This is a genomic window from Acinetobacter sp. HR7 (assembly GCF_000773685.1).
GTDB classification, from domain to species: Bacteria; Pseudomonadota; Gammaproteobacteria; order Pseudomonadales; family Moraxellaceae; genus Acinetobacter; species Acinetobacter thermotolerans.
Window position 1 is genome coordinate 14,753 of sequence record NZ_JPQO01000224.1, and the last position, 14,555, is coordinate 29,307.

At 46.7% G+C, this 14,555-nt stretch carries 14 protein-coding genes; 5 read left to right on the forward strand and 9 right to left on the reverse strand.

From position 1 onward, the window contains the following. Window positions 1–21: 21 nt before the first annotated feature. From GW12_RS14670 to cysM, 9 genes are all read right to left on the reverse strand, one after another. On the reverse strand, window positions 22–576 hold the full coding sequence (locus GW12_RS14670; protein ID WP_034588983.1) for a septation protein IspZ: 555 nt from the start codon (window positions 574–576) through the stop codon (window positions 22–24). Next, window positions 573–821, reverse strand: a complete 249-nt coding sequence (locus tag GW12_RS14675; RefSeq protein ID WP_034588986.1) for an acyl carrier protein — start codon at window positions 819–821, stop codon at window positions 573–575. The genes GW12_RS14670 and GW12_RS14675 overlap by 4 nt, the downstream gene beginning before the upstream one ends. A gap of 9 nt (window positions 822–830) precedes the next feature. Beyond that, on the reverse strand, window positions 831–1,091 hold the full coding sequence (locus GW12_RS14680) for a phosphopantetheine-binding protein (protein WP_034588987.1): 261 nt from the start codon (window positions 1,089–1,091) through the stop codon (window positions 831–833). Then, window positions 1,075–1,887, reverse strand: a complete 813-nt coding sequence (locus tag GW12_RS14685) for a 1-acyl-sn-glycerol-3-phosphate acyltransferase (RefSeq protein ID WP_034589017.1) — start codon at window positions 1,885–1,887, stop codon at window positions 1,075–1,077. Before GW12_RS14685 ends, GW12_RS14680 begins: the two co-directional genes overlap by 17 nt. Then, window positions 1,881–2,504 carry a beta-ketoacyl synthase chain length factor gene (locus GW12_RS14690; RefSeq protein WP_034588990.1) on the reverse strand — a complete coding sequence of 208 codons (624 nt, stop codon included), beginning with the start codon at window positions 2,502–2,504 and terminating at the stop codon, window positions 1,881–1,883. The genes GW12_RS14685 and GW12_RS14690 overlap by 7 nt, the downstream gene beginning before the upstream one ends. 230 nt (window positions 2,505–2,734) lie before the next feature. Continuing rightward, window positions 2,735–5,044: a bifunctional (p)ppGpp synthetase/guanosine-3',5'-bis(diphosphate) 3'-pyrophosphohydrolase gene (locus GW12_RS14695; protein ID WP_034588993.1), complete on the reverse strand. Its 2,310-nt coding sequence runs from the start codon at window positions 5,042–5,044 to the stop codon at window positions 2,735–2,737. A gap of 44 nt (window positions 5,045–5,088) precedes the next feature. Next, the gene (gene rlmD, locus GW12_RS14700) at window positions 5,089–6,465 is read right to left on the reverse strand and encodes a 23S rRNA (uracil(1939)-C(5))-methyltransferase RlmD (RefSeq protein WP_034588994.1); all 1,377 of its coding nucleotides are present in this window, start codon (window positions 6,463–6,465) and stop codon (window positions 5,089–5,091) included. A 6-nt stretch (window positions 6,466–6,471) separates the two neighbouring features. Then, complete coding sequence (locus GW12_RS14705; protein WP_034588995.1) at window positions 6,472–7,287, reverse strand: 3'-5' exonuclease; 816 nt, start codon at window positions 7,285–7,287, stop codon at window positions 6,472–6,474. Window positions 7,288–7,304: 17 nt separating this feature from the next. Continuing rightward, entirely contained in the window at window positions 7,305–8,234 is a 930-nt protein-coding gene (cysM, locus tag GW12_RS14710; protein WP_034588998.1) for a cysteine synthase CysM, read from the reverse strand. Window positions 8,235–8,591: 357 nt separating this feature from the next. Between cysM and GW12_RS14715 the strand changes: the two genes are divergently transcribed. The 5 genes from GW12_RS14715 (at window position 8,592) to rsfS (ending at window position 14,503) form a co-directional block, all read left to right on the forward strand. Next, window positions 8,592–11,402, forward strand: coding sequence for an ATP-binding protein (locus tag GW12_RS14715; protein ID WP_034589002.1), 2,811 nt, complete (start codon window positions 8,592–8,594; stop codon window positions 11,400–11,402). Window positions 11,403–11,502: 100 nt separating this feature from the next. After that, window positions 11,503–12,291 (forward strand): crotonase/enoyl-CoA hydratase family protein, encoded by a 789-nt coding sequence (locus GW12_RS14720; protein WP_034589005.1) that lies wholly within the window; start codon window positions 11,503–11,505, stop codon window positions 12,289–12,291. A gap of 32 nt (window positions 12,292–12,323) precedes the next feature. Then, a complete protein-coding gene (locus tag GW12_RS14725; protein ID WP_034589008.1) occupies window positions 12,324–13,187 on the forward strand; it encodes an NAD(P)-dependent oxidoreductase in 864 nt (287 codons plus the stop codon). 41 nt (window positions 13,188–13,228) lie between these two features. Continuing rightward, entirely contained in the window at window positions 13,229–14,005 is a 777-nt protein-coding gene (locus tag GW12_RS14730) for a hydroxypyruvate isomerase family protein (RefSeq protein WP_034589011.1), read from the forward strand. A gap of 93 nt (window positions 14,006–14,098) precedes the next feature. Continuing rightward, window positions 14,099–14,503 carry a ribosome silencing factor gene (gene rsfS / locus GW12_RS14735; protein ID WP_034589013.1) on the forward strand — a complete coding sequence of 135 codons (405 nt, stop codon included), beginning with the start codon at window positions 14,099–14,101 and terminating at the stop codon, window positions 14,501–14,503. The last annotated feature ends 52 nt before the right edge of the window (window positions 14,504–14,555 follow it).

Here is a 14,555-nt window from a genome sequence, read left to right on the forward strand (position 1 = left end):
TTCGCTAATAATTCTTTCGTACTATTCTTGCTGCTGATGCAGACGTTGCTGCCGCTTACGCAAGACATATTCCCCAAGTAACAAACTTCCCATGAACATATAGGAGATAAAACCGTTATACAGCGCCCAAATCCGTGTTGGCGCAAAATATACGGTATACAGGGCAATGGCGGCATTCAAAATAAAAAAACCACACCAGACTACAGTGACCTTTTTAGTCCAGACCACGCCTTCAGGCGGTAAATCTGGCTCTGCCAATCGAGCAAAGCGTTCAATCATCGAAGGTGGTCGAAGCAATGTACTGGCAAAAATCATACATGAGCCAATGCTCATAAAAACCGGATAAAGCTTTAGCCAGTTTTGATCTTTCAGAATCAAGCTAAGACCACCACATAAAATTGCAAATCCGGTCAAGGGCCACAGTAAAGTATTGCCTTTGCTGAATAGTCGCAGTGCTCCCAGCACAATCAGCAATATACTGATCCAGGCAAAATATCCTTGTGCCAGTCCATAGCCCACTAAAAAGGGATAGAGCACCAAACCGGTAATCACTATCCCTCTTAGAAGATGTTTCATGCAGCTGACATGTTCTGGATGACAGTAACCACATCCTGAACCGTACGGACATTTTTAAAGTCCTCCGGATTCACTTGTTTACCCGTCAACTCTTTGATTTTCACGACCAAGTCGATCGCATCAATACTGTCAACATCTAGATCAGTTGCCAAGTTAGAGTTAAGCTGCACATCTTCAGGTTCGATTTCAAAAAGCTCTTCCATCCACTCGCGCAGTTTTTCGAGTACTTGTTCTTGAGTAAGCATTGCAACCTCTTATGCTGTCTGTTGTGCTTCAACCAAAGCAACCAGGCTTTGAATTGATTGGAAATGCTGTTTGGTCTCAGCTGATTCCGCATTCAAGTGAATGTTATAACGTTTTTTCAGCGCCAAACCGAGTTCGAGAGCATCAATTGAGTCGAGTCCCAGACCATCTCCGAACAAAGGCGCTTCGGTTTCAATATCATCCACTGTGATGTATTCAAGCGCGAGAACATCAATAATCATTTGCTTTAATTCATCAGCAAGATTGCTCATTTTTCAATAACTCTTGGTTAAAAAACTGCTGTAATTTTTGACTCAGGTGACGGACATTTTTCTGATTCACAGAAACATCATCAATCAGCTCATCAATCTCTAAGGCATCCAGTACCCGAACCTTGATATGAAAAGGTTCTGATGGAATGTGATACCACTTTTCATTTTTGGTCAATGTCGACGGCGTACAGCTAATCATCACTGGACGAATAGGCACATGGGCACGGAGCGCAATATTAGCAGCTCCACGCTGAAAGTCATTCAATAATTGACCTTTGGCAGTACGTGTGCCTTCCGGAAAAATTAGCAAAGAAGCAGCTCGGTCTTCTTGCAGACGGCTGACACAATCCTGAATGAACTGCTCCGATCCTGCATTCAGGATATAACCGGCGTTCTGCACCGGTCCCTTAGTAAACGGGTTCGCCCAAAGTGCCTGCTTGACCACACAGTTGGCGCGTTCCATCAACCCGATCAGCACCACCACATCAATTAGGGTTGGATGATTAGCAATCACTAGTTCCTGATGACTATGTTCCAGCTTTTCCAGCCCTTCGACTTCATAGGTCATGATACCCAGCTTGACCATCATTTCCGTAAAGCCCTTAAAGCTGTACTTGATCAGCTGCTGGGTCTTTTGCTGGCGTAACTCAGGGTCCTGTTCTGTCAGTTTAATAATTGGAGCAAGCAGGCTACCAATCGCAATTCCGCCTATCCCAAAACTGGCGAAACTAAAGCCTGTCGCACCAACACGCCAGACATAATTGGCTTTTTGTTTAATCTGCTGCAATTTCAACATTTTTGCCACGCAAGTTTGCTGTGCTCTGAACCCTGCCAGAAAGCCTGAAAAGTCTGTGCTTCCTGAAAATAGTAAGCAGGTGCGGAATATTGGGAAAGATCAATTTCAAGATTGGGTTGATTCAAAGACAAGACAGCCGCCATGGAAAAGGCATCGAATACCTGAAAATCACGATAGATCACCGGTAGAGGCTCATCATAATATACCACAAGCACCCGTACATTTTGGTTCTGGCAAGTTTTTAACCAGGCATAGGCCTCAACCAAGGCATCATTCCATGACCCTGCCAGACTAGTCGCTGGGGTCGCATCCTGACACAGAATTGAATACAGTCCTGAAATGGCATTATGCACAGAAGTAGAAAACTGGGTCGGTGATGGGGTTTGGTCCTGCAGGACATCATTCAAGATACTAAGGGTTTTGTGCTCATCGCCATATTGAGATACCCAAATAATATAGTCGACGCTTTGACCTTCTAGTGCTTGGATCGCACTATTCAGCGCGATTTTTGCAATTGCAGATAATCGACGGCGCTGCATAGCGGGAATTTTTTCCAAGGCAGGATATGTCGTGTTTGCCTGACTCTGTATCAGGTCAGACATGTGAAGTCTGATCATATATGCCTACCCTCACCGTATGAAAATTATTTCAAGAAAACTTTCAATTTTTAAATGAGGCAAATTATACCATTGGTTATTATTTTCCAACAAAAAATATATTGCATATTATCAAATAACTATAAGTGAATTTTTAGGATAGCTTGAATTCTCTTTCTTATTCACATGCTCTAAATAAAAAAGCCCGCCAATCTAGGGTGAGCTTTTTCTAGGCAAATCGATCAGTACAATTAACTACCTTGCACCAAACGACGGGCACTGATAATACCCGGCTGCTGTTCCAAACGTGCCAGCAGCTTGGACAACTGTGCCAAACCTTTAACTTCGATCAGCAGTTTCATATTGGCAATACCATCCGCTTCGGAAATGGTATTCACCTGACGGATATTGATCTGATCGGCGAAGATCACCTGGGTCAAGTCTTTCAACAGGCCACGGCGGTCATAAGCTTCCACCACAATCTGTACGCTTTGACCACGGGTCGGCTGCATTTCCCAATCCGCTTCTACCGCACGTTCTGGTTCCTGCGAAATCATACGCACATAATCCGGACAAGCCACCTTATGGATGCTCACCCCACGATTTAGCGTGATATAACCCGCAATAGACTCACCATGTACTGGCTGACAGCATTGAGCGACATGTAGTTCCACATTATCCAGACCATCAATCAGGATACCATGTGCAGAAAGTGTATGACTGGCACGTGGATTCAGCGCTGGCTTCAACACCAGCTCAGGCTCATCCTGATCCAGATGCATATGACGATTCACCTGATTAATCAGGGCATGCAGGCTGATATCCCCATTGACCAGACCAATCAGGATATCTTCACCGGTTTTAACATTGAAGTGGCTGCAATAATCTCCCAAATCGATTGATTTCGGGTGAATCGCCAGACGTGAAAGTTCTTTATTGAGAATTTCACGCCCCACTTCCAGATTCTTGCTACGATCCTGCTGACGGAACCAGTGACGCAGTTTGTCACGTGCACGGGCTGTCTTGATATAACCAAGCGAGTTCACCAGCCAGTCACGGTTTGGCTCACGGTCTTTCTTGGTCAGAATCTCGACCTGCTCACCGGTTTTCAGGGTATAGGTCAGCGGCACATAACGCTGGTTCACGCGTGCTGCATAGCACTTGTTCCCAACTTCGGTATGTACGTGATAGGCAAAATCCAGAACCGTTGAACCACGTGGTAGTTCCTTGATATCACCATCACGGCTGAATACATAGATTTTTTCAAAGCCTTCAAAATCCTGAATCTGTTCAAGATTCTCAGCTTCCGCTTCTTCCTCTTTATGCGCACTAGCCTCATTACGCTCCTGGTAATGCTCCAGTACCGCACGTAGGGAATGCAAACGATGATTGAAGGAATGGTCGGTAGTTTTCGCACCTTCCTTATAGTTGAAGTGCGAACATACGCCTAGCTCCGCCTCCTCATGCATGGCATGGGTACGGATTTGCACTTCCAGCGATTTGTTTTCTGCAATGACTGCAGTATGCAGCGAGCGATAACCATTGGCTTTCGGGTTGGTAATATAGTCATCGAACTGGTGCGGAATATGACGCCAAATCTGATGCACAATCCCGAGAGTGTGATAACACTCAGGTACTGAATTCACCAGTACACGAACGGCACGGATATCATAGAGCTGGTCAAAACTCAGGTTTTTACTCTTCATTTTTCGATAAATCGAATAAATGTGTTTAACCCGGCCGCTGATCTCGGCCTCAATGCCGTTTTGTGCCAGCTCAGTACGCAGTTTTTCAATCACAAACTGAATGTACTGTTCACGCTCCAAACGCTTTTCATTCAGCAATGACGCGATTTCTTTATAGCGTTCTGGTGCCAGGTAACGGAAAGCCAGATCTTCCAGCTCCCATTTCAGCTGGGCAATACCCAAACGGTGTGCCAGTGGCGAGTAGATGGTTAGAATCTCGCGTGCCACACGCTCCTGACGATCCCGTGGTGATTTCGCCAGTTCACGCAGTGCATAGGTACGTTCCGCCAGTTTGATCAGCACGACACGGACATCTTCCGTCACCGAGATCAGCATTTTATAAATGCCGGTGAGATGTTCCCGTTGGTTATTATTGAAATGGTCTTCCAGGCGCTTGTTGTTCTCAATCAATTCAGAAAGTTTACCCATCGACAGGGTACCTTTGACCAAGGCATGTACCTGATCGCCGAATTTTTCCTGCACTTCCTGCAGCGAAGTCACCCCTTCACGTACCGAACGATATAGCATGGCTGCGGACAAGGTATCCTCATCCACATGCAGGTGCGCCAGAATATCTGCCATTTCAATACCCGTATAGAAGGTATTGGAACGATGTTGAACCGTGGTTTCTAGCTCTTTTTCTAATGTCAAATGGGCAACTTCTTCGAGCTGCTTCAGTGGAGCCCCATCTAAAATGCCACGCACACGATCCAGCCATTCGGTCAGATCCTGTTGGGCTTGATCGGCATGCTCTACAGTCGTTTCCTGAGACAACTCATTTAGTCGGCCAGGTAATTGTTCACGCACTGTGACCATGCCACTCTCCTACTTTTATATACATCATCTCTTTAATCGTTTATTTAATTTTCTTGTTCGAACAGGGCAATCGATTCAACATGACCGGTGTGGGTGAACATGTCCATCACACCTGCCTTACTGAGGCGATATCCCTGTTGTACCAGCAAGCCGGCATCTCTGGCTAGAGTCGCAGGATTACATGATACATAAACGATTCTTTTAGCACCAAACTTCGGCACATATTGCATGACTTCTGCTGCGCCGGAACGCGGAGGATCAATCAGCAACGCGTCAAAGCCCTGATTTGCCCAGGAATGATGCGAAAAATCTTGGGTAAGGTCTTGAGCATAGAATGAAAGGTGTGCAATACCATTCAGTCTGGCATTTTCTGCACCACGCTGCACCATTTCCTCACTACCTTCAACACCAACCACTTTTCCACTCGCACCAACACAGCGCGCAAGCGGCAAAGAAAAGTTTCCTAATCCACAAAACAGATCCAGAACGCTTTCTCCTGGTTGTAGTTGTAGCAAATCACATGCCAGACGTACCATTTGCGGGTTCACAGTGGAATTCACTTGGGTAAAATCTAGCGGATCAAAGCCAAATTCAACATCAAACTCATCCAGACGATAGTGTAAACGTGCTGGCAACTGTGGCTGATCCACCCGGCGAAGCTGATGCTGCCCTGCCGGCTGGAGATACAGCTGCCATCCTTTCTTTAACGCAAAATCACGTAAAAGGTTGACATCCTGTTCCGCTAAAGTTGCTGTTTCACGAACCACCAGCGCAATTTCCTGATCCCCCATCGCCAATTCTATATGACCAATGTCTGCCTTACCATTTAGACTTTGGAGCAATTGTTTAAGGCGTGTAACTGATCCAAACTCACGATCGAGGATCATACAGCGATCAATTGAGGTCAGCTTATTGCTCTGACTTTCCCGGAAACCTACCACCAGCTTGTCTTTGCTTGGTAAATAACGGACGCCAATGCGTGCCTTGCGACGGTAATCTTCACGCAATGAACGAAGCGGTGGCAGCCATTCATCCGGCTGGATGCCGGCAAAATGTTCCAGATGTGATTTCAGTACATTCTGCTTCAGCTCAATCTGTGCATCCGGGTCAATGTGCTGCATGCTGCAACCGCCACAGATCCCAAAATGCGGACAGACTGGCTCTACCCGAATAGTGGAGGCTTCGCTCAGTAATTCAAGCGAATCAGCTTCTTCCAGCTTCTTTACTTCACGGGTAATGCGGGCGCGAACAGTTTCGCCCGGCAATACATAACGGATAAAGACTTTTTTGCCGTGCTTTTCGGCAGGATGGTCCGGATGCGAACCATAGTGAGCAATGCCACGTCCCTCGTGCGATAGTGACTCAACCTTGAAAATATACTCGGGATGCTGCTTGGGCCGTGGTTGAGCTCGATGTTTCATGAAAACCTATGTGGAGATGGGAAAATCAAAACGGGTAAATTCAGTTCGTTGTGAGGTTTCACGCCAGACTGATAAAAAATCTGCATGTTGCGGCTGTGTCTGCAGATATTGAATCGTACTTTGCACCAAGTGTTGGTAATCAGGCAGCAATAACTGTCCCTTTAGCAACAGCCAGCGAATATAGACCAGCCAGGTATTCAGCACATCACCTTCGCAATAGCTGGTCAGCTTGAGCCATTCTTGGTTACGGACATATTCGGGCACATGGTAGCCGCCATCACCGCGCTTGCCAGGATAACCGAGCAAATGTGCCACATCATCCAGTTTCTGGAAATGACGGGCATGAAACATGGCCATCACATCCATCAGGTCAATATGACGCTGGTGGTAACGATTCTGGTAGTTATTATAGCGCTTTTGCGTATCAATTTCGCCCTGATCGAATAGGCTTGGCGCAGACAGGCCATGATACATGGAACGGTACAGAATGACCGGAAGATCAAATTGTGAGCCATTCCAGCTGACCAGCGTTGGATGACGCTTGTCGAAAATCGATAAAAATTTTCTTAAAATTTCCGCTTCTGAATGCTGTTCCCGGCTAAAGGAGAACAGCTTCATGCCCTGCTCGTCTACCCACAGGCCGGAAATACAGACAATTTCATGCAGCGGCAAACGCTGAAAGTCTGAACCCGACTCCTGACGGCGTAATTTGGTCAAGGCCTGATCCAGGCTTTCTTCAGGCAGATCCAGACCGAACAGATGCGCGCCTGACTTCAAATCAGTCTGGGTTTCGATATCAAACGTTAAAACAGGCAAACGCATCTAATTGTTCTCGGAAATTATTCAGGATCTTGGACAGAGAATAACCCGGTAGACAGATAACGGTCACCGCGGTCACAAATAATACACACGATCACTGCACCCGGATTTTCTTCTGCCAATTTGATCGATGCCCATACCGCACCGCCAGATGAAGTCCCGGCACTAATCCCTTCTTTCTGTGCCAGCTTACGCATGGTACGTTCTGCTTCAATCTGTGGGATGTCTATAATACGATCGACACGACTGCGGTCGAAAATGGTTGGCAGATATTCTTCCGGCCAGCGACGGATCCCGGCAATGCTTGAACCGTCAGACGGTTGCAAACCCACAATCTGGATATCCGGATTCATTTCTTTCAGGTATTTGGATACACCCATGATAGTGCCTGTGGTACCCATTGAGCTGACAAAATGCGTAATCTTGCCGCCAGTCTGTTGCCAGATTTCTGGACCCGTAGTCAGGTAATGCGCTTCAACATTGTCAGGATTACCGAACTGGTTTAGCACTAGACCTTTGCCTTCTTTTTCCATTTGCTGGGCCAGGTCACGCGCACCTTCCATGCCCTGCTCTTTGGTCACTTCAATCAGTTCAGCACCATAAGCACGCATCGCATCCTTACGCTCCTGGCTCATGTTGTCCGGCATGATCAGCTTCATTTTATAGCCGCGCATCGCTGCCACCATAGCCAAAGCAATCCCTGTATTCCCACTCGTCGCCTCAATCAAGGTATCACCCGGCTTGATCTGACCGCGCTTTTCTGCTTGCATGATCATGTTGTAGGCTGGGCGGTCTTTCACCGAACCCGCAGGGTTATTGCCTTCGAGCTTTGCTAACACTGTCGCTTGAGTGTGACTAGCCAGACGCTGTAAACGCACCAGCGGCGTTTTGCCTACGTAGTGGTCCAGTAAAAATTCGTCAGCTTGAAAATCAGGGGTGGTATTACTCATTATCTGCACCTATGTCGAGGTGCAGGTATTGTATGAAAATTTACATTTTCCTGCATCCATTTCCCCGACCTTTTGCAGAAAACTGGATAAAACTCGGTCGACATACCAAAAAAATGCAAAATATTTTTGACATCAATATTTTATTATTCAATTTTTTAAGAGTTAATCTATCTTCATTGATCAATTTATACGCAATATTCTCAAAAAAATTCCTTAGCATTTTCCATGCTATCTAATTCACTATTTTTTATATAAAAAGACTAAGCTACTTATTTCCTGAAAAAAGATTGCTGAAATTTTAACTACCGATTTAAAGCATGCTAATATGCGAAACATAAGGAAAATACTGCTTGTCTTATGTCAAATATCAATAAAAAGCTGTTTAAACGCCTACACTTAAACCATGCCTATGGTCAGCTGATTGCCATGATCTTTGTGCCCATTGCGATTTTGGCCTGTGTAGGAGCAGCATTGGTTTTGACAGAAACTTCCAACGCTTCGCGCGCCCAGCAAAAGCAGATGGCCATTGCCATTCTGACCCGTTTCCAGGCCACCGCCGAATCTGCCATGAATATTGTCAATTATGCGCCCTGGCAATATGAACAGGCCCATGATGCCCTGCAAAACATGCTGAATGAAAAGCACCTGATTCGTGCTGCGATTCTGGATAACCAGGGCAGAAACCGGCTCGGCATCGGCTTTCAGGATCAGGAGCCCTGGCCAAAGCTCAAGCAGGAAGGCTCCTTTATCGGACCAATCCTGCATCAGGATAATCATATTTTTGCGGTCCGGATTAATGACAATATGGGTAACCTGGGCTGGCTGGCAATCGAACTGGACAACCAGCCGCTAGAAATTGCCCGCTACCGCGTCATGATCGTACTGATTGCCACTGGCCTGCTAACGCTACTTTTATTGTTATTGTGTCTGAATTTCTATTCGCGCCGCTGGATTGCACCGATGTATGAAATCCGTATGCAGCTGCAACGCCTGAATGCAGATAATCTGGATCAGCATATGGTCATCAACAGTACCGGTGAGCTGCGCCTATTGCAGCGCGACATTGCCAATGTGGTGAAGCGTCTGCATTTCAGCTTTCTGGAACTGAAAGAACATACCGAACAGACCGAAGATGATTTACGCCGTACCTTGGATACCTTAGAAGTCCAGAACATTACTTACCGTCAGGCACGGGATCAGGCAATCTCTGCCAACCAGGCCAAGTCGGTATTTCTGGCCAATATTTCCCATGAATTGCGTACTCCACTGAACAGTATTGATGGCTTTATCCATTTATTGCTGCGTCAGGGCAATCTCAGCAACGAACAAAATTTATACTTACAGACCATCCGTAAGTCTTCGGCTCACCTACTGGCACTGATTAACGATGTCCTGGATTTCTCCAAGATTGATGCTGGTAAATTAGAATTAGAAACTGCGCCTTTTGATCTGGAAGAAGCCATTTTCGATGTCATGGATATGCTCTCGCCGCTGGCCGCGCAAAAACATATCGATATGGCCTTCTACTATGCGGATCACGTGCCAAAGCATGTGATTGGTGATGTGCTACGCTTCAAGCAGATTCTGACCAACCTGATTTCTAATGCGATCAAGTTTACTCCGGATGGTGAAATCATCGTGCGCGTGCGCATGGAACATGATGATATCGGACAATGCTTGCTGCACTTCAGCGTACAGGACAGTGGTATCGGCCTGAGTGGCACCGACCGCAAGAAACTGTTTGAGTCCTTCTCGCAAGGGGATACTTCGGTGACCCGTCAATTCGGGGGGACCGGCTTAGGCTTAGCGATCTCCAAACAGCTAGTGCACCTGATGCAGGGACAAATTGGTTTTGAGGACAATCAGGAACGTGCGCCAACTGAAAAAGGTTCGACCTTCTGGTTTACTGCGCAGTTTATGGTGAATGAGGATGACGTCATCGAGCATCCGGACTTTAGCAACCTGACTGTGGTGTCTTATCTGGCCCATCCAGCAACCGCAAATGTATTACGTCATTACTTGGAAAACTATCAGGTTAAGCATACCGAATGTGCTTCGATTCTGGACCTGTTTAGTCGACTCAACCACCTGAAAGGCAGCACGGAAAATACCTGGCTGATTGTCGATCACAGTGGTGATAGTGAAGCCTTGTTACAGGAAATTCGCGCCCGTTATTCAGGTAATCTGGCCGTGTATGGCTACCAGATGCAGTTAGATCCGAACATGCTGAATGAATACCGTGCCCGCGCCCTGCACCAGCCACTCAGCCGTAGTGCCCTAATTCAGCTACTGTCGAATCAGCCAGTATTTGAACAGGATGTACATGAAGACTTTAATGGTCAGGGTCTGCATGTCCTGGCAGTGGATGACCATTTGCCGAACCTGATCGTTCTAGAAGCCCTGCTTGGTGAGCTAAATGTCACCACCACTAAAGCCACCAGCGGCCAGGAAGCAATTGATATTATCCAGCAACGGCATGAACAGGACTTGCCAGCATTTGATCTGGTGTTTATGGATATTCAGATGCCGGTCATGTCCGGCATGGACACCACCCGCGCGATCCGTTCACTGGAATCGACTTTTGAAAATCACAAGCGTCTGCCAATTATTGCACTGACCGCACATGCCCTTTCCGATGAGAAGCAAAAACTGCTGCAAGGCGGTATGGATGACTATGTCACCAAGCCGATTCAGATCGAGCAGATCATCCAAATTCTGACCCATTGGACCACAGAAAACTTCCGTAAGGCACCAATGCTGGAGCGTGCCAATGTCATCGATGCCCTGGACAGCAGTATTCTGGACTGGCAGCAAAGCCTGCAACTGGCCGCCAATAAAGAAGATCTCGCGGTGGATTTACTAAAAATGCTGGTGGACAGTTTTGAAACCGAACTGGAGGAAATGGAACAGCTGATCGAAATGGAAGATTTCCCACAGCTGGAACATGTGCTGCACCGTCTCTACGGCGCGACCCGTTATGTCGGTACGCCAAACCTGCAACAGGTCACCGGCAGTTTTGAACAGTTTGTTTCAACTCTGCGTAAAGAACGTCGGAAAGCAGATGAAGCTTTTGTGCAGGAAGTGCTAAAACGGTTTGATGAACTAAAAGCGGTGATCGAACAGGTTGAACATGCCGCACAGCAGATTCTGAACAAACATATGATCTAAGGCACAAGACAAGGACAATCACAAAGCGTGACTTTGCTGTCATGCATGCGATACGGTGCCCGTGCTATGCTCAGGGCGATAAAAATTAAGGGTTTAAGCCATGTCACTGGTTCGTTTAGAAAAAAATAATGGAATTGCTACGGTTACTTTAAACCGTCCGGAAAAACGTAATGCAATGAGCTTTGCGCTGCTGCGTGAGCTGGTTGCGACTGCAAAGAAAATCAAGAAAGATAAAAGCATCCGCTGTGTCATTCTGACTGGTGAAGCTCAGGTATTTAGTGCTGGAATTGATCTGGCTGACCTGAACAATCCGAAAAACCGTGCTTATGCGGCTTGGGAACTGTTGCGCCCAGGTCAAAGCCTGTTCCAGAAAGCCTTTCTGATTTGGCAGGAATTACCCGTTCCGGTGATTGCAGTTTTAGAAGGCTATTGCTTTGGTGCCGGCATGCAACTGGCACTGGCAGCAGACATTCGTATTGCGCACCCAGAAACCAAAATGTCGATTATGGAAAGCCGCTGGGGTCTGGTGCCGGATATGGGACTCAGTCGATCACTTAAAGGTCTGATTGGACTGGATCTGGCTAAGGAACTGACCCTGACTGCACGTATTTTTGATGGCAACTATGCCAAACAAATTGGCCTGGTTACTCATCTCGATGAACAGCCATTGATAAAAGCTCAAGCACTGGCAGAAGAAATGCTGCAACGATCACCAGATGCGCTGATGGCCTCTAAATATGTGCTGGATGCCATGGAACATAAGCCAAACAAATCACTGCGTATGGAAAAAATCTGGCAGTTCAAATTACTGTTAGGTAAAAATAGCCAGCTGGCACGTAAAAAGGACAAAAATCCTGAGGTGCAGTTCCAGCCACGCCAGTTTAATTAAGCTCAAAATACTCGTTTAAATCAGGGAATATCATGCAGTTTGATCAAAGCACCAAAATCGCATTTCTAGGTATGGGTCTGATGGGTAGCCGTATGGCGAGCCGTTTGATTCAAGCCGGTTTTGAAGTTGCAGTCTGGAATCGCACAACCACTGCTTGCAATCCTTTACTGGCACAAGGTGCAAAGCAGTTACAGCTAGATCAAATTGCAGATTGCCCGGTGATTCTGACCTGTCTGGCGGATGATACAGCAGTCAAAGCAGTGTATGAGCAGATCGAACCTTATCTGACTGCACAGCAAGTGATTGTGGATTTCTCCAGCCTATCGGTACAGCAAACACTAGAACTAGCACAACGTGCCCAAGCAAAACAGGTCATCTGGATTGATTCTCCGGTGTCTGGAGGCACTGCTGGTGCCGAACTGGGTACGCTGGTGATCTTTGCTGGTGGTGATGAACAGACCATTACCGCTTTAAAACCTGTTTATGAGGTTTTATCGCAACGTGTCACTCGTATGGGAGAATCAGGTACTGGTCAGGCCACAAAAATCTGTAATCAGTTGATTGTCGCGGCGAATAGCACTCTGATTGCCGAAGCCGTCGCTTTAGCGGATCGCGCCGGTGTGGATACCACCCTGCTGGCACCTGCACTCGCGGGTGGTTTTGCCGACTCCAAACCTTTCCAGATTCTGGCACCACGTATGGCAACCCATACCTTTGAACCAGTGCAATGGAAAGTGCAGACTTTATCCAAAGATTTAAACAATGCGGTACAACTGGCGGCAACACACAACTTAAATATCCCCGTAGCTTCACAGGCTTTGTCTCAACTCAAAGCCCATCAGGCAGAAGGTTATGCCGAAGCTGATCTGGCCACAGTGATTCAACACGTTGAATAATTTTATTTTTTCTATTTTAAAGACGGTGCAAGGAGCTTCACATGTTAAAACTCGCAGTTAACTTATCCATGATCTTTACGGAAGTTCCACTGCTGGAGCGTTTTGCCCTTGCCCGTCAGCATGGCTTTGATCATGTAGAAATCCAGTTTCCTTATGAGCTTAGCATTGCCCAGATTCAGGAGCAGCTCAATCACTATCAACTCAGCCTATGCCTGATCAATGTTCCAGCTGGTGACCTGATGCAAGGTGGTCATGGACTGGCAGGTATTCCTGGGAAGGAAATTGAATTTCATCAGGCCATGCAACAGGCCATTGAATACGCCACTGCACTCAAAGTGCCAAGCGTCAATATTCTGGCAGGTAAACAACCCCTGTATTGCGACCTGCTGCCTTGCCTGAAAACACTGGCAGATAACCTGAAAATGGCCTGCTCCATGCTTTCAGATTTTGGCATTCAGCCGGTTTTTGAAATGATTAATGGCACCGATATGCCACGTTTTCTGGTACAAAATGTCGCTCAGGCACAGGAAATGCTAGAAGCAGTCAATCACCCTGCCCTGAAAATGCAATATGACTGTTACCATATGGCCATGATGGGGGAAGATGTACTCGGTGCCTTAAAAGAAAATATCGAGCAGATTGGTCATATCCAGTTCGCGGACAATCCAGGGCGGCATGAACCCGGCACAGGCTCCATCAATTATGCCGAAATCTTCCAATGGTTGGAGAATAGTCCGTATCAGGGCTATGTGGCTGCGGAATATCGCCCATCAAATCAGTCCAGTGCTTCTTTTGCGTGGAAAGATCGTTTATTTTAAATTGCTTACATATTGCACAATCCGCTGATTTGAAATTTCGGGGCAAAACCGCTATATTAGACAATGCATAATTGTTAGGAAATTACATCCCTCATGAATTTAGAACCATCGCCCAGCGCTTCTAATTCTCACGATCTTACTATGAAATCTCACTCCGAGACTGTACAAAACTGCTTACAAGTTGTGCAAAACGCACTTGAAGATGTCAAGGCCAAAGATATTGTGGTTCTTGACGTTAGTGGTATGAGCAATGTTGCTGATGCCATGGTCATTGCAAGCGGTACCTCTACCCGTCATATTAAATCTCTTGCTGACAACGTTGCTGAAGAAGCACGTAAAGCTGGCTTCCGTCCGCTTGGTATCGAAGGCGAACGCGATGCTGAATGGATCCTGCTTGATCTCGGCTTTGTGGTTGTACACTGCATGCTACCAACCGCACGTAAATTCTATGATCTGGAAAGCCTGTGGAGCAGCGCTCCCGCTGACTCTGTCGCTTAATAAGCCCAGATTGAAAAAAAGCGACCTGTAGCGGCACTGCTGTCCCATAGTT

What these genes read in the sequence shown, in the direction of transcription:
- GW12_RS14715 (WP_034589002.1), top strand. Translation starts at nt 8,592, where the DNA reads ATGTCAAATATCAATAAAAAGCTGTTTAAACGCCTACACTTAAACCAT.
- GW12_RS14670 (WP_034588983.1), bottom strand. Translation starts at nt 576, where the DNA reads ATGAAACATCTTCTAAGAGGGATAGTGATTACCGGTTTGGTGCTCTAT.
- GW12_RS14695 (WP_034588993.1), bottom strand. Translation starts at nt 5,044, where the DNA reads ATGGTCACAGTGCGTGAACAATTACCTGGCCGACTAAATGAGTTGTCT.
- GW12_RS14720 (WP_034589005.1), top strand. Translation starts at nt 11,503, where the DNA reads ATGTCACTGGTTCGTTTAGAAAAAAATAATGGAATTGCTACGGTTACT.
- GW12_RS14725 (WP_034589008.1), top strand. Translation starts at nt 12,324, where the DNA reads ATGCAGTTTGATCAAAGCACCAAAATCGCATTTCTAGGTATGGGTCTG.
- rlmD (WP_034588994.1), bottom strand. Translation starts at nt 6,465, where the DNA reads ATGAAACATCGAGCTCAACCACGGCCCAAGCAGCATCCCGAGTATATT.
- GW12_RS14730 (WP_034589011.1), top strand. Translation starts at nt 13,229, where the DNA reads ATGTTAAAACTCGCAGTTAACTTATCCATGATCTTTACGGAAGTTCCA.
- cysM (WP_034588998.1), bottom strand. Translation starts at nt 8,234, where the DNA reads ATGAGTAATACCACCCCTGATTTTCAAGCTGACGAATTTTTACTGGAC.
- GW12_RS14705 (WP_034588995.1), bottom strand. Translation starts at nt 7,287, where the DNA reads ATGCGTTTGCCTGTTTTAACGTTTGATATCGAAACCCAGACTGATTTG.
- GW12_RS14675 (WP_034588986.1), bottom strand. Translation starts at nt 821, where the DNA reads ATGCTTACTCAAGAACAAGTACTCGAAAAACTGCGCGAGTGGATGGAA.
- GW12_RS14690 (WP_034588990.1), bottom strand. Translation starts at nt 2,504, where the DNA reads ATGATCAGACTTCACATGTCTGACCTGATACAGAGTCAGGCAAACACG.
- GW12_RS14680 (WP_034588987.1), bottom strand. Translation starts at nt 1,091, where the DNA reads ATGAGCAATCTTGCTGATGAATTAAAGCAAATGATTATTGATGTTCTC.
- GW12_RS14685 (WP_034589017.1), bottom strand. Translation starts at nt 1,887, where the DNA reads ATGTTGAAATTGCAGCAGATTAAACAAAAAGCCAATTATGTCTGGCGT.
- rsfS (WP_034589013.1), top strand. Translation starts at nt 14,099, where the DNA reads ATGAATTTAGAACCATCGCCCAGCGCTTCTAATTCTCACGATCTTACT.